General features: G+C 61.4%; 13 protein-coding genes. 7 read left to right on the forward strand and 6 right to left on the reverse strand.

Features of this window, described 5'->3' with window-relative positions; translation table 11 throughout:
- Positions 1 to 181 precede the first annotated feature (181 nt).
- The 4 genes from E5K02_RS06655 (at position 182) to E5K02_RS06670 (ending at position 5,022) form a co-directional block, all read left to right on the forward strand.
- Positions 182 to 964, forward strand: coding sequence for a DUF1573 domain-containing protein (locus tag E5K02_RS06655; protein WP_135393278.1), 783 nt, complete (start codon positions 182 to 184; stop codon positions 962 to 964).
- A gap of 343 nt (positions 965 to 1,307) precedes the next feature.
- On the forward strand, positions 1,308 to 2,435 hold the full coding sequence (ald, locus tag E5K02_RS06660) for an alanine dehydrogenase (protein ID WP_135393279.1): 1,128 nt from the start codon (positions 1,308 to 1,310) through the stop codon (positions 2,433 to 2,435).
- A 67-nt stretch (positions 2,436 to 2,502) separates the two neighbouring features.
- Positions 2,503 to 3,105 (forward strand): SMI1/KNR4 family protein, encoded by a 603-nt coding sequence (locus E5K02_RS06665; protein ID WP_135393280.1) that lies wholly within the window; start codon positions 2,503 to 2,505, stop codon positions 3,103 to 3,105.
- A gap of 3 nt (positions 3,106 to 3,108) precedes the next feature.
- Positions 3,109 to 5,022 (forward strand): LTA synthase family protein, encoded by a 1,914-nt coding sequence (locus E5K02_RS06670; protein WP_135393281.1) that lies wholly within the window; start codon positions 3,109 to 3,111, stop codon positions 5,020 to 5,022.
- A 32-nt stretch (positions 5,023 to 5,054) separates the two neighbouring features.
- On the opposite strand, the gene E5K02_RS06675 is transcribed toward E5K02_RS06670, so the two are convergent.
- Positions 5,055 to 5,534 (reverse strand): type I restriction enzyme HsdR N-terminal domain-containing protein, encoded by a 480-nt coding sequence (locus E5K02_RS06675; RefSeq protein ID WP_135393283.1) that lies wholly within the window; start codon positions 5,532 to 5,534, stop codon positions 5,055 to 5,057.
- 185 nt (positions 5,535 to 5,719) lie between these two features.
- Here E5K02_RS06675 and E5K02_RS06680 point away from each other — a divergent pair, with 185 nt between their 5' ends.
- The 3 genes from E5K02_RS06680 to E5K02_RS06690 all read left to right on the forward strand — a co-directional run bounded on the left by E5K02_RS06680 (position 5,720) and on the right by E5K02_RS06690 (position 8,764).
- Positions 5,720 to 6,493: an AMP nucleosidase gene (locus E5K02_RS06680; protein WP_100335335.1), complete on the forward strand. Its 774-nt coding sequence runs from the start codon at positions 5,720 to 5,722 to the stop codon at positions 6,491 to 6,493.
- Between the two features lie 149 nt (positions 6,494 to 6,642).
- Entirely contained in the window at positions 6,643 to 7,074 is a 432-nt protein-coding gene (locus E5K02_RS06685) for a hypothetical protein (RefSeq protein ID WP_135393285.1), read from the forward strand.
- A gap of 40 nt (positions 7,075 to 7,114) precedes the next feature.
- Positions 7,115 to 8,764 carry an amidohydrolase gene (locus tag E5K02_RS06690; protein WP_135393287.1) on the forward strand — a complete coding sequence of 550 codons (1,650 nt, stop codon included), beginning with the start codon at positions 7,115 to 7,117 and terminating at the stop codon, positions 8,762 to 8,764.
- A gap of 315 nt (positions 8,765 to 9,079) precedes the next feature.
- Here E5K02_RS06690 and E5K02_RS06695 read toward each other — a convergent pair whose 3' ends face one another.
- From E5K02_RS06695 to E5K02_RS06715, 5 genes are all read right to left on the reverse strand, one after another.
- Positions 9,080 to 9,601, reverse strand: coding sequence for a DinB family protein (locus tag E5K02_RS06695; RefSeq protein ID WP_135393289.1), 522 nt, complete (start codon positions 9,599 to 9,601; stop codon positions 9,080 to 9,082).
- Positions 9,602 to 9,731: 130 nt separating this feature from the next.
- Complete coding sequence (locus tag E5K02_RS06700) at positions 9,732 to 11,168, reverse strand: MFS transporter (RefSeq protein WP_135393291.1); 1,437 nt, start codon at positions 11,166 to 11,168, stop codon at positions 9,732 to 9,734.
- 229 nt (positions 11,169 to 11,397) lie between these two features.
- A complete protein-coding gene (locus E5K02_RS06705; protein ID WP_135393293.1) occupies positions 11,398 to 12,021 on the reverse strand; it encodes a nucleotidyltransferase family protein in 624 nt (207 codons plus the stop codon).
- Positions 12,021 to 13,208: an XdhC family protein gene (locus E5K02_RS06710; RefSeq protein ID WP_135393295.1), complete on the reverse strand. Its 1,188-nt coding sequence runs from the start codon at positions 13,206 to 13,208 to the stop codon at positions 12,021 to 12,023. The genes E5K02_RS06705 and E5K02_RS06710 overlap by 1 nt, the downstream gene beginning before the upstream one ends.
- Before the next feature lie 293 nt (positions 13,209 to 13,501).
- Positions 13,502 to 15,838, reverse strand: coding sequence for a xanthine dehydrogenase family protein molybdopterin-binding subunit (locus tag E5K02_RS06715; RefSeq protein WP_135393297.1), 2,337 nt, complete (start codon positions 15,836 to 15,838; stop codon positions 13,502 to 13,504).
- Between the last annotated feature and the right edge of the window lie 73 nt (positions 15,839 to 15,911).

Below are 15,911 nucleotides of genomic sequence, written 5' to 3' on the forward strand. Positions count from 1 at the left end.
AAAATCAGGGTGGGAACTGAGGCCCGCCGAAGCAGACGCCCAAAAGTACGGATTTGGGCGCGAGCTTTCACGAGCCAAGCATTTGCCACCCCTACGCAGGAGGGAGGTTTTTGTCTATCTTTGGGGTAGAGCGGCCGGCCAGGCTGCCGTTTCTGTCTTGACTCTTACGTATCTACCGACTATGAAAAACCTTGCCTCCCTGTTTCTGGCTCTGGCTCTGGGCCTGCTCCAATTCGGCGCCCGCGCCCAGGGCGTTATGACGTTTGAGAAGGAACTGCACGACTTCGGCAACGTGGCGGAGGGCACCATGGCAACCCACGAGTTCAAATTCAAAAACACCGGCAACCAGCCCATTATCATTGCCAACGTGCAGGCGTCCTGCGGCTGCACCACCCCGGACTGGACCAAAACCCCGGTATTGCCCGGCAAAAGCGGCATTATCAAAGCCATGTACAGCAGCGCCGGCCGGCCCGGAATTTTTAACAAAACCGTAACCGTAACCAGCAACGCCACCACGCCCAGCTCGGTGCTCACCATTAAGGGCAACGTACTGAGCAAGGACGAGGTGAAGGCCACCCTGACGCCGGCCCAGCTGGCCCAGTCGCCGCGCCTGGTGCTGGACCGCGCCACCCACGACTTCGGCAAGATGGAAGCCGGGCAGCAGCCCGTGGCGCGCTTCACGGTGAAAAACACCGGCAAGCAGGATCTGGTGCTGGGCACGCTCAGCTCGTCGTGTAACTGCGTAGGCTATAAGGCGTCGCCTGCCCCCATCAAGCCCGGCCAGAGCGCGACGGTCGAGTTGATTTACGCCCAGCGTACGGTGGGCAAGATGAGCGACGCGGTAACCATCGGCTCCAACGACCTGCACGGCGACACCAAGCTCACGCTGACGGCCAACGTGGTGCGTGACCTGAACGGTGCCAGCATGGTGAAGGAAAGCGGCGTGGCGGTGCCGTTTAAGTAAGCCCTGGGCAGCCTCCAGTGGCCGGTAGCAGGGCCACATTCGTTCTAGCATTGGCGCAACACCCCAAAGCAAAAAGCCCTTACCAATTACTGGCAAGGGCTTTTTGCTTTAGTCAGGAATCGGCCTGGCGTCAGGAGAAAAAAGCGTTGGCAAGCGCGAATCTGCTTAAGGCTGCCCTCTGCGGTTTGGAGCTTCCGATGCGGGGCTGGTTTGCCACAAATGCAACCCGGCGGAACCTTCCTTGTCAATAGCCGCATTTTACACCCACGAAGCCGGCTTCTTTCCTATCTTTGCGGCCGTTTTCAGACAGTATTTCTCCACCACCCACTCTTCAGCTCCTGCCATGATCATCGGCGTACCGAAAGAAATCAAAAACAACGAAAACCGCGTCGGCCTCACCCCAGCTGGCGTGGCTGAATTCCGCAAGCACGGCCACGACGTGTATGTACAAGCCTCGGCCGGTGAAGGCAGCGGTTTTCAGGACGCTGAGTATGAGCAGGCCGGCGCGACTATTCTGCCCACCATTGCGGCTGTCTACGAAAAGGCCGAAATGATTGTGAAGGTAAAAGAGCCGATCCAAGAGGAATACAACCTGATTAAGGAAGGCCAGCTGCTGTTCACCTACTTCCACTTTGCCTCGGGCGAGGAGCTGACCCACGCCATGATTGAGCGCAAGGCCGTGTGCCTGGCCTACGAAACCGTGGAGTTGCCTTCCCGCGCCCTGCCCCTGCTCATTCCAATGAGCGAAGTAGCCGGCCGCATGGCACCCCAGGAAGGCGCTAAGTATCTGGAGAAACCCCTGAAAGGCCGCGGCATTCTGCTCGGCGGCGTACCCGGCGTAAAGCCCGCCCATGTGCTCGTTCTGGGTGGTGGCATCGTGGGCACGCAGGCGGCTAAAGTAGCCGCCGGCCTCGGTGCTCAGGTAACTATTATGGACATCAGCCTGAACCGTCTGCGGGAGCTGGACGACTTCATGCCCAAGAACGTGGTAACCCAGTACTCGAACGAATACAACATCCGCGAAGCCATCAAAACGGCCGACCTGATTGTGGGCGCGGTGCTGATTCCCGGGGCCAAGGCGCCCCACCTCATCACCCGCGACATGCTCAAGACCATGCGCCCCGGCACGGTGGTCGTTGACGTAGCCGTGGACCAGGGTGGCTGCATCGAGACCTGCAAGCCCACGACCCACGAAAACCCGACCTTCATCATCGACGACGTGGTGCACTACTGCGTGGCCAACATGCCCGGCGCGGTGCCCTACACCTCGACCCTGGCCCTGACCAATGCGACGCTGCCCTACGCCGTGAAGCTGGCCAACCTGGGCTGGCAGGAAGCCTGCCGCCGCGACGCCTCGCTGCGCCTGGGCCTGAACGTGGTGCACGGCGAAGTGGTATACCCCGGCGTAGCCGAAGCCTGGAACCTGCCGCTGGTAAGCGTGGATTCCGTGCTGGAAGGTGCTACTGCCTAAGCCTCTTTTTAGCTAAAAAAAGCCTTCCTGACGTAGCCGTCGGGAAGGCTTTTTTGTAACGTACTCCATGAAAGGAATTCTGTATACCGGCGGCGAGCTGACCGACCTCGTGAGCTTTGCCCGCCTACCCTCCTACCTGCAGGCTTTTCTGCGCGAGCAAAACGGCGTGGTGGCCTACTTCGGCGGGCTGCACATCCGGGGCTGCGTGGCCGAACCCGCTTGGCATTCGCTACACACGGCCTGGCACAGTGATGGGGCTTTCTGGCGCACCTACGACGCGGTGCTTGAAACTGACATTCCCTTCGCCCAGGACTGCGTGGGCAACCAGTTTCTGCTGCGCGGCGACGCGGTGCTGTTTCTGGACACCGAAACCGGGGAACTGGCCGACCTGGAAGTCGACTTCAAACACTTTTTGTTCGGGGTCGAGAAGTTTCCGCTCGATGCCCTGGGCATGGAGCCCCTGCGGGGGTTTCAGCAGCGCGGCGGGGCCTTGCAGCCGGGCCAGCTGCTAAGTCTCTACCCGCCCGTGTGCATTGCCTCGGCCGAGAATAAGTCGCGCCTGAAGCCCCTGCCGGCGGCCGAGCGCCTGGCGTGGCTGGCCGACTTCTACCGGCAGATCAAGGACCTCCCCAGCGGCCAGCGGATTCACCTCAAGCCCAGCCAGGACTAGCCCGTGTTTGCCCGCCTGATTCCCCCGCTGATGCGTTTGCTGGCGCGCCGCCTGTGGCTGCTGATGGGCGCTTACCTGTTGCTGCGCCTGGGCTTTTATCTGGCCAACCACGCCGCTTTCCGGGAAGCCAGCACCACCCAGGTTCTGTGGGCGTTTCTGCACGGCTTCCGGTTCGATATTTCGGCCATTCTACTGCTGAATATTCCCTTTCTGCTGCTCTCCCTGGTGCCGAATTTCAGCCGGGGCTGGCAACGGGGCCTGCGCGGGGTGTATCTGGTGCTCAATGCCCTGGGGCTGGCCATCAACCTGATTGACAGCATCTATTTCAAGTTCATCGGGCGGCGCACCAGCAACGAGCTGTTCACCATCACCGGCGACATTCAGCGGCAGGCCGGGCAACTCGTGGGCCACTACTGGTTTCTGCTGATTCCGTTTTGCCTGCTCTTCGGCTTGCTGTGGTATTTCTACCCCCTGCCCACCGCTCCCGACGCCGAGTACTACGCCCGGGAGACCCGCACCATCCGGCGCTTTGCCCGCCCCGCCCTGGAAGTAGTGGTGCTGGCCGCTCTGACTGTGCTCGGCATTCGGGGCGGGCTGCAGCTCAAGCCCCTGCGCACGGGCCACGCCTTCATGACGACCCCGCCGATTCTGGGCCACGTTACGCTGAACAGCACCTTTACCTTCCAGAAAAGCTTCGGCTACCAACCCATCGAGCGGCGCCAATATTTTAGCTCGCCCCAGGCGTTGCAGCAAGCCCTGGCCGTGCACAAGCCCGCTCCCCGGCCCGGGGCCCGGCGCGACAACGTGGTCATTCTGCTCCTTGAAAGCTTTGCCTCCGAGTACAACGGCATCGAAAACGGCGGCAAGGGTTACACCCCGTTCTTTGATTCGCTGGCTACGAAGGGGCTGTTTTTCCGGGAGCATTACGCCAATGGCCGCCGCTCCATCGAGTCGTTGCCGGCGGTGCTGGCGGGCCTGCCGGGCCTGATGGAAAGCCCCTTTATTACCTCCAACTTTCAGACCGACGAGCTGCACGGCCTGGGCGAACTGCTGGGCCGCCACGGCTACGCTACGTCGGTGTTTCACGGGGCCGAAAACGGCACGATGGGCTTTAACACCTTCAGCGGTATTGCGGGCATGCAGCGCTACTACGGCCTGCACGAGTACCCCGGGGGCGCCCAAAGTCCCGACTACGACGGCCACTGGGGCATCTTCGACGAACCTTATCTGCAGTATTTTGCCCGGGAACTAAGCAAGCAGCCCCAACCCTTTCTGTCGACGGTCTTCACCCTGACCTCGCACGAGCCATTTCCGGTGCCGGCCAAGTACAAGGGCAAATTTGCGCCCGGCGAGCTGCCTATCCACGCCTCCATCGGCTACACCGACTTTGCTCTGCGCCAGTTTTTCAAGGAAGCGGCCCGGCAGCCCTGGTTTGCGAATACTCTGTTCATCCTGCTGGCCGACCACACCTCCCAGACGTTGCGGCCCGAATACCAGAACGTGCTGGGCTCCTTTAAAACGCCCTTGCTGCTCTACCACCCCGGCGGCCAGCTGCCCGCCGCCGACGTGCACCGCATCACCCAGCAGGCCGACGTGACGCCTTCGGTTATCGACTACCTGGGCATCCGGGCCGACCAGCAGCTGCTGCCCTTCGGCTACTCGGTGTTTGACTCCACAACTACCGGTCGGGCAATTTTCCTGCGCGACAACTCCCACTTTCTGGTGCACCGCGACTTTGTGACGGAGCTAACGGCCACCAACCAGGTGCGGCTCTACCCCTACCAGACCCACAACATGCCGGCCGAGCCGCTCCCGAACCCGGACCCGCAGAAGCTGCAGCAGTACGGCGACGAGCTGAAGGCCTGCCTGCAGTTTTTCACCAACGGCCTGCTCGACAATTCCCTGTACCCGCGCTAGTTGTCAAGCCCGGCTTACCCGGCGGACGTTCTCTACTCGGGGCGGGCTACGGCCAGCAGCTCCAGGGCCTCGGCGTAAGTCGGGATAAACGACAGAGCTTGGTTGGTACGGCTCAGGGTATGCACCCGCCAGCAGAAGTGCTGCACGCCGTTGGTCACGAGCAGCAGCGGCGCGCCGATGGTTTGGTTGTACGTGCCAATCTGCATGGCCACGGCCGAGGTCAGGGGTACCGACGGCCGCTTGCACTCCACCAGCAGCAGGGGTTTGCCGGCGGCATCGAAGGCGCAAAGGTCGGTGCGCTTCTGGCGCTTGTTGTAGGCGTGGCCCCGCTCCAGGCTAAGCAAACTTTTAGGATAGCCCAGGTGGTCAATCAGGTAGTGCACCACGTGCTGGCGCACCCACTCCTCGGGCGTGAGCACCACTTGTTTGCGGCGCAGAATATCCCAGATTAGCAAATTTTCGCCGGATTGGGTAACTTTGTAGTCGAAAGGCGGCAGACTCAGTTCTTGCATCACCTACAAAGGTACGGCCCGGAGCCTCTGCTACAGCTTTTCATCCGGGTACCGTCGTACACTTGTTCGACGGTTTTTTTGTACCCGGGCGGTGAGGTGGTGAAATAGTGAAATGGTGAGTTTCCTATTCCATCCGCGCATTCCGAACGACAACTCACCATCTCTCCATTTCACTATTCCACCGTATGAAAACCAAAGCCGACATTGTCGAGAACTGGCTGCCCCGCTACACCGGCGTGCCGCTGAACGAGTTTGGCCAGTACATTCTGCTGACCAACTTTATCAACTACGTCACCATGTTCGCCGAGCAGTTCGGCGTCGAAATCCGGGGTATCGACAAGCCCATGCAAACGGCTACGGCCAATAACATCACCATTATCAACTTCGGCATGGGTTCCCCCATGGCGGCCACGGTGATGGACCTGCTGGGAGCCATTAAGCCCAAGGCGGCGCTGTTTTTGGGCAAGTGCGGCGGCCTGAAAAACAAGACCAAGCTCGGGGATTTGATTCTGCCCATCGCCGCCATTCGCGGCGAAGGTACTTCCGACGACTACCTGCCAGCCGAGATTCCGGCCCTGCCCTCCTTCCGCCTGCAGCGGGCTGTGTCGTCGATGATTAAGAAGCACGAGAAAGACTACTGGACCGGCACGGTGTACACGACCAACCGCCGCGTGTGGGAGCACGACGAAAACTTCAAGGATTATCTGCGCCAGATCCGGGCCATGGCCGTGGACATGGAAACGGCGACCATCTTCACCGTGGGCTTTGTGAATGAGATTCCGCACGGCGCCCTGCTGCTGGTCAGCGACAACCCCATGACGCCCGAAGGTGTGAAAACTTCGGAGAGCGACAAAAAGGTAACCTCCGACTACGTGACCTCTCACCTGCAAATCGGCATCGACTCGCTGATTGAGCTGCAGAACTCGGGCGAATCGGTAAAACACATGCGCTTCGAGTAGTACCTCTACGGTTCAGCTACCGCCAGACAGCCGGTTCTGACCCCCAGTAAAAATCCCCGGCTCCTTTCTGTGGTGCCGGGGATTTTTCGTAATCTGCGGCTTCAAACCTGAATTCCGTCCTTTCGCAACCGCCTCCTATTCTTTCTACTATGCCTGTGTTTTCTACTCCTTATCTGGAAATCTACCACGACGCCCAACTCCAGATTCTCACGGCCAAATGGCTTCGCGGCGTCATGCCCTTCGAGCTGCACCGGGGCTATCACGCCCTGCTCGACCAGGCAGTGGTATACGACTGCCGCTTTTGGCTGCTCGACATCCGGCGCCGCGCCTGCATCGACTCCTCCGATGTGCTCTGGACGCTGAACGAGTTCTTGCCCCTGGTGCAGCCCCGCCTAAAGCGCACGACCTACCTGGCTTTTTTGATGGCGCCCCACCACCTGGCCGGCGACCTGGCCGACGGCAAAGTACCCGACTCTACCTACTACGATGAGCGGCCCTACCGCAACGAGCGGTTCACGGATACAGAAGCGGCCCTGGCGTGGCTGCAGCACTGCCAGCAGCTCGAAACGGTAGCGCGCTAACCACTACCGGGGAACGGGCGCCGGTGCGTACCTTCGCCCCATGACCTCGACCTTACGTCCCTTCCTGTTACTGCCCCTGCTGGGCTTTGCGGCGTGTACTTCTTCTTCCCGCCAGCCCGCCGACCTGCTCGTCTACAATGCCACGGTGTACACCGTAGATTCCACCTTCTCCCAGGCCCAGGCCTTTGCCGTGCAGGACGGCAAGTTTGTGGCCGTGGGCTCGGCCGCTGAGCTGCGCCAGAAGTTTGAGGCCAAGCAGGAAGTAGATGCGCAGGGCCAATTTGTGTATCCGGGCTTCTACGATGCCCACTGCCACTTCTACCGCTACGCCCTGGGCCTGCGCGACGCCGACCTGGTGGGCACTACCTCCTGGGAGGCCGTGCTGCAAAAGCTGCAGCAGCACCGCGAGCAGTATCCGCAAGCCGCCTGGCTCACGGGCCGGGGCTGGGACCAGAACGACTGGGACAGTAAGCAGTTTCCGACCAAGGAGGAACTCGATAAGCGCTTTCCCGACGTGCCGGTATTTATTATCCGGGTCGATGGGCATGCGGCGTTGGTCAACCAGAAGGCCCTGGATTTGGCGGGCGTCACGGCCCGCACCCCGATTAGCGGGGGCACCATTACGCGCGATGCCCAGGGCCGGCTCACGGGGCTGCTGGTCGACAATGCCGTGGATTTGGTATCGGTGAAGATACCCGAGCCAACGGCCACCGAGGCCAACACCCTGCTCTTGCAGGCTCAGCAGCTGTGCCTGGCCGTAGGCCTGACCAGCCTCGCCGACGCGGGCCTCGATAAGGCGAACATCGACCGGATGGCAGCCCTGCAAAAGCAGAACAAGCTCAAGCTGCGCCTCTACGCCATGCTCAACCCGACGGCGGCCAACAAGGACTTCTATTTCAAGAACGGCCCCGTGTTCCAGGACCGGCTGACGGTTTCTTCCTTTAAAGTATATGCCGACGGCGCCCTGGGCTCCCGCGGCGCGTGTTTAGTGGAGCCCTACCACGACCGGCCCAAGGAAACCGGCTTCCTGCTCTCGACCGAGAAGGAATACCGACAGCTGGCTAAGGAAATTGCGGCCAGCAAGTTTCAGATGAACACCCACGCCATCGGCGACTCGGCCAACCGCATCATTCTCAACATCTACGGCGAGGCCTTGCAAGGGCAGAAAGACCGGCGCTGGCGCATTGAGCACGCCCAGGTTATTACCCCCGCCGACATGCCCAAGTTCGGGCAGTTCGGCATCGTACCTTCCGTGCAGCCCACCCACGCCACCTCCGATATGTACTGGGCCGGCGAGCGGCTGGGAGCCCAGCGTCTGAAAACGGCTTATGCCTACGAAGAGCTGCGCAAGCAATACGGCCAGGTAGCTATTGGTTCCGATTTCCCGGTGGAGGATATCAACCCCATGTTTGGCTTCCACTCGGCCGTGGCCCGGCAGGACGCCAAGAACTACCCTAACGGCGGCTTCCAGATGGAAAATGCCCTGAGCCGCCCCGACGCCCTGCGCGGCATGACCACCTGGGCCGCCCACGCTGCTTTCGAGGACCAGCAGAAAGGCAGCATCAAGCCCGGTATGGCCGCCGACTTCGTAGTGCTCAACAAAGATTTGCTCAAAGCCCCCGCCGCCGAGTTGCGCGGAGCCCAGGTGCAGCAGACCTGGATTGCCGGCGAGCAGGTCTACAAGCGTTAAGGTAAAGGAGGGGCATGTGCTGAAACCTTAAGCAGCACGTGTCCTTGCGAGGCAAGAAGCCATCCGTCCGCTGCAATGTGCTGAGCTTCCTTTATTGAAAAGCCCTGACGTTAGCAAACGTCAGGGCTTTTCAATTGGCTGTAGAGACGCATACTCGCGTCTTGTCGTTGAACAACAACCGTTGGTGCGGCGCTGACAAGGAGATGCTACTACGTGTCTCTACAGCGGGCAACACTGAAAGGCTTTCTAGTGAAAGGCCGGGGCTACTGCGGAGGGAACGGATGGCTTCGGCCTTCCGCCTCGCAAGGACACCGTCTACCGCACGGGTGCTTCGTCGGCGGAGCCGCCGTAGATGGCGGGCACGGGAATATCGAGCAGACGCAGGTAGACGCTCAGCTGGCCGCGGTGATGAATCAGGTGGTTGAGGACCAGGGTGCGGGCCACGGTGGCCCGGGGCACGCTCATGATAACCTGTTCGCCACGGCGCATGGTCCAGAGGGCGTGAAAGGTGGCATCGTCGACGCCGGCCAGCGCCTTGTGGATGTTCTCGGCGTTGATGTCGAAGCGGCGCAGCACTTCGTCGGTCGTCGTGGGCGAGTCCGGCATTTTCAGCACGGCCATGTCGGTTTCGGGGCCTTGCAACGACATTTCCAGAAAACCTACCAGGTTGGCCATGTGCGAAGCCAGCGTCCCCAGCTTCATCGACTTCGTGTGGGGCTGCCAGCTGAACTGTTCGGTCGGTACCCGCTCCAGCATTCGGCGGGTAAGCATCAATTCACGCTTGAGCTCTTGGCTCAGCGCTGTTTGCAGGGAAGATTGGGTGGTAGCTGTCGACATAGAACAAAAAAGAAAAGTGAAGGAGGCCGGAACAGAGTGACAAGCAGCCCACTTCCAAAATGTTCGTCGGCGGCCAGAAATACCCAAAAGCCCCGCTCGTGAGCAGGGCTTTTGGGGTAAGTACTTCGTCTTATTTCACGGAAGCTGGCATGCCCACATTGGGCGTAGCGGGCGGCGGCCCGACAGCGGCATTGCTGGGAGTCGGCTCGTCGCGCAGCTTCTTGCCGCGTAGCGTGAGCAGAAACAGCAGGCCCAGCACAAAAAACACGATGAGCGACAAAATGCTGTTGCGCATGGAGCCCGTAATCTGGGCAATAACGCCGAACACGGCCGTGCCGATTACAATGCTCAATTTCTCGGTTACGTCGAAAAAGCTAAAGAAAGCCGCCGTATTCGGCGTATTTTCGGGCATAATCTTAGAGTAGGTACTACGCGACAGGCTTTGAATAGCGCCCATAGTCAGGCCAATAACCGAAGCCAGGGCATAGAAGCTCCAACCGGCCTGCACGTAGTAGCCCGCTACGCAGATCAGCATCCAGATAAACACCGACCAACTCAGGGCCCGCGTGTTGCCGATACGCTCCGAGAGCTTGGAAAACAGCCAGGCCCCCAGAATACCCACCAGTTGCAAGAGTAGGATAGTCAGAATCAGGGCCGAGCTTTCGAGTTTCAGCTCCTCATCACCAAAAATCGTGGCCACGTACATCACCGTCTGTACACCCATATTGTAGGTGAAGTAAGCCAGCAGAAAGCGTTTCAGGTTGGGTAGGTGCTTGAGTTGATTCCAGACCTTGCCTAGTTCGCGGAAACCGTTGAGCAGCCAGCCTGAGTCGTCGGAGCTGCTGGCGGCCCGGCCCGGGTCGGCGGGCAGAGTTAGGAAAGGAATCTGGGCAAACCCGGCCCACCAGATGCCGGTCAGCAAAAAGGCCAGGCGGGTGGCAAACCCCTCTTCCAGACCAAGCTTGTCGTGCCCCATAATCAGGCCCAGGCAGATAACGAGCAAGAGCACCGAGCCGATGTAGCCCATGGAAAAGCCCCTTGCCGAGAGGGAGTCGTACTTTTCCTCGGAGGAAATCAGGGGTAGGTAGGAGTTGTAAAACACGATGGAACCCGAGAAGCCCACCGTAGCCGAAATGAAAATAAAGGTGCTGGCCGTAAAGGTATCGGGGGTAAAAAAGAACAAGGCGGCGCAGGAAAGGGCCCCCAGGTAGCAGAAGATCTGCATGAACAGCTTCTTGCGGCCCGAAAAGTCGGCCAGCGAGGTCAGGAAGGGGCTAATCAAGGCAATAAGCAGGAAGGCAGCCGATATGGCGTAGGTTAGCAGCGACGAGCCCGGCACCTGGAAGCCCAGAAAGTCGACCGGGCTTTTGCCGCTGTCGGTCTGGGTTACTTGCTTCACCATTGCCCCCCAGTAAATCGGAAAAATGGAGCTGGTGATTACCAGCGGATACACCGAATTGGCCCAGTCGTAGAACGTCCAGCCGCGGGTAATGCGCTTGTCGTCCTTGGGGATATCACTGAAAGAAGCATCCGGCGCGGCGGCTGGAGCAGAAGAGGCGGTGGTCATGGAGGCAGAGGTTGGCAGTGTGGTGCTGGGCAAGATAACGGGATTTCCGCGTTGCCGTTGCCGAGCTTGTAGGCTTACCGGGCTGGGAGTTCGCAGAAATGCTCGGTCGTGGTAAGCAGTCCAGCAAGCAAAACGCCTTTCACATTGAATACTGGTTGCCCTACCGGCAAGAAAGGACTGCTCTATATTCTGTAAAATAGAATCAGCCATGCAACGCGGATACGCGCCTCTAGGCCGTTTCGGTATCGGGCTGGCTGGCTATGAGCTGCTGGTACTGCGCGGGCGTATCTACATCTACCGCCCCGCCGGCGAAGGGTATGGCTGCTACCAGTTCCGGATGCTGGCGCAGTACCAGGGCTGCCCCGGCCGCATCGGGCAGCGCCCGCAGCAAGCCCAAGGCCTTGGCCGCGAACAGCACCGGCACACCCCGCACGCCGTCGTACTCACTGGCCACGATGGGCCGGCCGGTAGTGGCTTGGGTTTCGTGGAGCTGGCGCAGCAGGGCGGGCGTCACGTAGGGTTGGTCGCAGAGCATAATAGTAAGTGCTGACAACGGGCCGGTGGCCTCGAGGGCACGTAGGCCCCATTTCAGCGAAGCACCCATGCCCCGCGCCCATTCCGGGCAGCGCACCGTTTGCAGCGGCAGCCCGGTTAGCTCGGGCAGCAGCTCATCGTGCAGGGCCCCGGTTACGACAACAATAGCCCCGCCGCCCGCCGCCGCTACCGCTGTTTCCGCCGCGCGCCGCAGCAAGGTCTGGCCCTGGTACATCAACAGCTGTTTGGGTTGGCCTAAACGGGACGATGAGCCAGCGGCCAGCAAGAGAACAGCAGGCCCGGGTCCTACCGGCCGCATTACAGACTGCAGGCCGCGTCGGCCTGACCTTCCACGACCAATGCCCCGTTGGAATGCAGGGGCGGATGAATCGGGTGGGGCGAGTCGCGCAGAAAGCCCGCGGGCCGGCCGGCCAGCACCGCCTGTATTTCAGCCACAATAGACAGGGCAATTTCCTCGGGGGTTTCGCCGCCCAGGTTCAGGCCAATCGGGCTGTAGAGCCGGCCTTCGAGCTGCTGGGCTGCCTCGGGTACTTCCTGCTGCAAATCGGCCAGCAGCCGCTCGTACTTTTTGCGCGGCCCCAGCAGCCCAATATAGCGGGTAGGCGCCGCCAACAGGTGACGCAGCACGGCCAGGTCGTAGTAGTAGTTGTGGGTCATGAGCAGGGCAAAGCTACGGTCGTGCGGCTCCTGCTCCACTTGGCCCAGGGGCAGTACGCGCACCGCTTCGGCCTCGGGAAACCGCTGGGCCTGGGCTTGAGCCGGGCGCCCGTCCACCACCTGCACCCGCCAGCCCAAACCGGCCGCCAAGCGCACCACGGGCTGCACGTCGTTGCCGGCCCCATACACGGTCAGGCGCACCGGGGGCCGCAGCAACTCCAGACACACCCGCACCGTGCTACTGCCGGCGGCGTAGTGGCGCGTCGCCGGCTGCCCGGCCGCTAGGGCGGCGTGGGCATCGGTCAGAATAGCGCGGTAGAGCTCAGTACCGGCCAGCAAGTTGCCCTGGGTGTTGCCGTCGGCCGTTAGTAGCAGCCGCTGCCCCATCTGGGCCGCCGCACCCGTGCCGGCCATACCGAATACGGTGGCTACCACGGCCAGGGCCTCTACCCCACCCGCCCAGCGCCGCAGCAGCTCCAGGGGATTATCGGGGTTGTGAAAATCCAGGGGTTCGAGCAGAATCTGGACGACACCCTGGCAGCCCAGAGCTGCGCCAAACTGCAGATCATCGTCCGGGTCGGTCGAGTCGTAGGTCACCACGGTGGGGCGCCCCTGCAAGATGGTTTGGCGGGCCCGGCGGCGGGCGTCGCCCTCGAGGCAGCCGCCGCTGATGGCTCCGGTAAGCTGGCCTTCAACCGTGACGAGCATGCGGGCCCCGGGCCGGCGGTAGGCCGAGCCGGCCACGTCGACCACCGAGGCCAGAGCGCAAGCCCGGCCCGCGGTGCGGTGTTCGTCGTAGGCAATGATAAGGCGTTGTAATTCAGTCATCTTACTCGTACTCCTAAGCTCTGCGGGGCAGTGGGTTGGCTTTTTATAACAGGTTTTGGCCGCTTGCAGTTACGGACTTGGGGACAAAAAAGGCCGGAAAGGGTTGTTAAAGTCGTTTTACAGCGTCCAGCAGCCGACAGCCCACTGACCTGCGTCGGGTACCGGGCCAACGACGGCAGGCCAAGCGGCAGAGATGCGCTGGCGATGCTCAGCAGGACTTTTTTACAACTGCTTCAGCACGCGAGATGCCGCCCTGCGCTCAACATGGCCTCCTTTCCAGGTACTGTTCTGAGCTACACGGCTAGGCTGTTCATCACTTTATCGGGCGTAATGGGCAGGCTGCGAATTCGCTTGCCGGTGGCATGAAATACAGCGTTAGCCACCGCCGCCGCTACACCCACCATCGAGATTTCTCCAATGCCTTTCACGCCCATTGCATTGATGTAGGGGTCGTGCTCGTCGATGAATTCCACGGTCATGTCGGGAATGTCGGCGTTGACGGGAATGTGGTACTCGCCCAGGCTGGCGTTGGTGTAGCGGGCCAGGTTGGGGTCCCGGAAGGTTTCCTCCATCAGAGCATTGCCAATGCCGAAGATGCTGCCGCCGATAATCTGGGAGCGGGCCGTTTTGGCGTTCAGGATGCGGCCGGCCCCGTGTACGCTCACCCAGCGCGTGACGCGCACGGTGCCTACCTCCGGGTCGACGCGCACCTCGCAGAAGTGCACCCCGAACGAGTGCATGGAGTGGCCGCCCTTATCGTCCTCGTGGCCCGAGTCGGCGGGGCCGGGGGCGCGGCCGGTTTCGTAGCCGGCCCCGTACTTGCCCTGGCCGCTGCCCTCGATGTCGGGCATGTCGGCCCGCTTCATCAGAGCCATGAAGTCTTCCCCTTTCGTTTTGTCGGTTTTGAGCACCAGCCGGCCTTTCTCAGCCACCACGTCGGCCGCCTTGGCCCGGTACAGGGGCGACTTTTTATCCTGAATAGCCAGCTTGGTCAGCTTTTGCCACACATCCTGGGCCGCCATGTAGATAGACGACGACACGGTGCCGGCCGCCACCGAGCCGCCCGAGTTGGGGGCCGTGGGCAGGCGGGTGTCGCCCAGCTCGAAGCGCACTTTATCGGGCGCGATGCCCAGCGAATCGGCCGCTACCTGCGTCATTACGGTGTAAGTACCGGTTCCGAGGTCGGTGGCGCCGGTCTGCACCAGGGCGTGGCCGTCGGCGTAGAGGCGGATGCGGGCCGTACCCTGGTTGTTGTGCACCGGGTAAGAAGCCGTGGCCATGCCCATGCCCATCAGGTAGCGCCCCTGGCGGGTAGCCCCGTTCTTGGGATTACGCTTGCTCCAGCCAAAGAGCTCGGCCCCGCGGGCGTAGCATTGCTTCAGGCTCTTGCTGCTCCAGGGTTTGCCGTTGGTAGGGTCCTTGTCGGCGTAGTTCAGCAACCGGATCTGTAGCGGGTCGATGCCGAGCTGGGCGGCCAAATCGTCCATGCTGCACTCAATGGCGAACGAGCCGGGCGCCTCGCCGGGGGCCCGGGTAAAGGTGGACGTCATCACGTTGGCCCGGCCCAGCTGGTAGGTCGATTCGAACGCGGGACAGTTGTAGAGCAGGTTGATGATGCGGCTGTTGGGCTCGGCGTAGTTGTCCCAGGGCGAGGTGGTGGAAGTTTTCTCGTGAATCAGGGCCGTGAGCCTGCCTTCCCGGGTAGCGCCCAGCTTCAGGGTCTGGTGCTGGTCTTCGCGGTGGCCCATGCTGGTAAACTGCTGGGGCCGGGTGAGCGACAGGCGCACGGGCCGGCCCACGGCTTTGGCCGCCTGCACCGTCAGAATGGTGTGGGGCCAAGTCGAGCCCTTGCAGCCAAAGCCCCCGCCCAGGTACTTGGTCACGACCCGCACCTGTTCGGTAGGCAGCCCCAGCATGGCCGACAACGCCTTTTGGGTGCGCGTCACGCCCTGGGTCGACTCGTAGACCGTCACCCGGTCGGGCCCTTCCCACACGGCCGTGGTAGCCCCGGGCTCCATAGGGTTGTGGTGGTTGATGGCGTGCTCGTAGGTAGCCGTGAGCTGAATGGGCGAAGCGGCAAAGGCTTCCTGGGGGTTGCCGCGCCGGGTGTGGCCGGGCGTTTTGCCATCCTGCACCTTTTCGGGGTCAAACACCTGGGCCTTGGGGTCCAGAAACGACACCACGGGCTTTTCCACGGCATAATTCACCTTGACCAGCGAGGCGGCGTGCACAGCCCGGTCGTAGGTGTCGGCCACGACCAGGGCCACCGGCTGGCCGGCATAGTGCACTTGGTCGGAGGTGAGCGGCAAGAAGCCCATGGGCGCGCCGATGGCCTTTTTGCTGTCGGGGTCGTTGGGCGTTTTGGCTAGCTTGGGCAGGTTCAGGTGGGTCAGAATGGCCAGGACGCCAGGCTCCTTCGCTGCTACCGACGTATCGATACTCTGAATTTTGCCCCGGGCAATTTCGCTGGTTCGCAACACGCCATACGTCAGCCCGGGCAGCTTGTACTCGGCCGAGTATTTAGCCTGCCCGGTTACTTTGGCAAAGCCATCGACCCGGTCGAGGGGCTGCCCGACTATGCCGCCCGTGCCAGGGCCGTTGGTTTCGAAGAAAGCGGGTTCGTTATCCATAAGTAGGGTATAATAGAAGCGCGTATTCGCGTCTTACTTCTTGCTGCTGTTGCCAACCGGGTTCAATGCGGCG

The organism is Hymenobacter metallicola (assembly GCF_004745645.1).
In the GTDB taxonomy this organism is placed as follows: Bacteria; Bacteroidota; Bacteroidia; order Cytophagales; family Hymenobacteraceae; genus Hymenobacter; species Hymenobacter metallicola.

Excerpts from the sequence above, each read along its gene's own strand:
- E5K02_RS06655 (WP_135393278.1), top strand. The coding sequence starts at position 182 with ATGAAAAACCTTGCCTCCCTGTTTCTGGCTCTGGCTCTGGGCCTGCTC.
- ald (WP_135393279.1), top strand. The coding sequence starts at position 1,308 with ATGATCATCGGCGTACCGAAAGAAATCAAAAACAACGAAAACCGCGTC.
- E5K02_RS06665 (WP_135393280.1), top strand. The coding sequence starts at position 2,503 with ATGAAAGGAATTCTGTATACCGGCGGCGAGCTGACCGACCTCGTGAGC.
- E5K02_RS06675 (WP_135393283.1), bottom strand. The coding sequence starts at position 5,534 with ATGCAAGAACTGAGTCTGCCGCCTTTCGACTACAAAGTTACCCAATCC.
- E5K02_RS06680 (WP_100335335.1), top strand. The coding sequence starts at position 5,720 with ATGAAAACCAAAGCCGACATTGTCGAGAACTGGCTGCCCCGCTACACC.
- E5K02_RS06685 (WP_135393285.1), top strand. The coding sequence starts at position 6,643 with ATGCCTGTGTTTTCTACTCCTTATCTGGAAATCTACCACGACGCCCAA.
- E5K02_RS06690 (WP_135393287.1), top strand. The coding sequence starts at position 7,115 with ATGACCTCGACCTTACGTCCCTTCCTGTTACTGCCCCTGCTGGGCTTT.
- E5K02_RS06695 (WP_135393289.1), bottom strand. The coding sequence starts at position 9,601 with ATGTCGACAGCTACCACCCAATCTTCCCTGCAAACAGCGCTGAGCCAA.
- E5K02_RS06700 (WP_135393291.1), bottom strand. The coding sequence starts at position 11,168 with ATGACCACCGCCTCTTCTGCTCCAGCCGCCGCGCCGGATGCTTCTTTC.
- E5K02_RS06705 (WP_135393293.1), bottom strand. The coding sequence starts at position 12,021 with ATGCGGCCGGTAGGACCCGGGCCTGCTGTTCTCTTGCTGGCCGCTGGC.
- E5K02_RS06710 (WP_135393295.1), bottom strand. The coding sequence starts at position 13,208 with ATGACTGAATTACAACGCCTTATCATTGCCTACGACGAACACCGCACC.
- E5K02_RS06715 (WP_135393297.1), bottom strand. The coding sequence starts at position 15,838 with ATGGATAACGAACCCGCTTTCTTCGAAACCAACGGCCCTGGCACGGGC.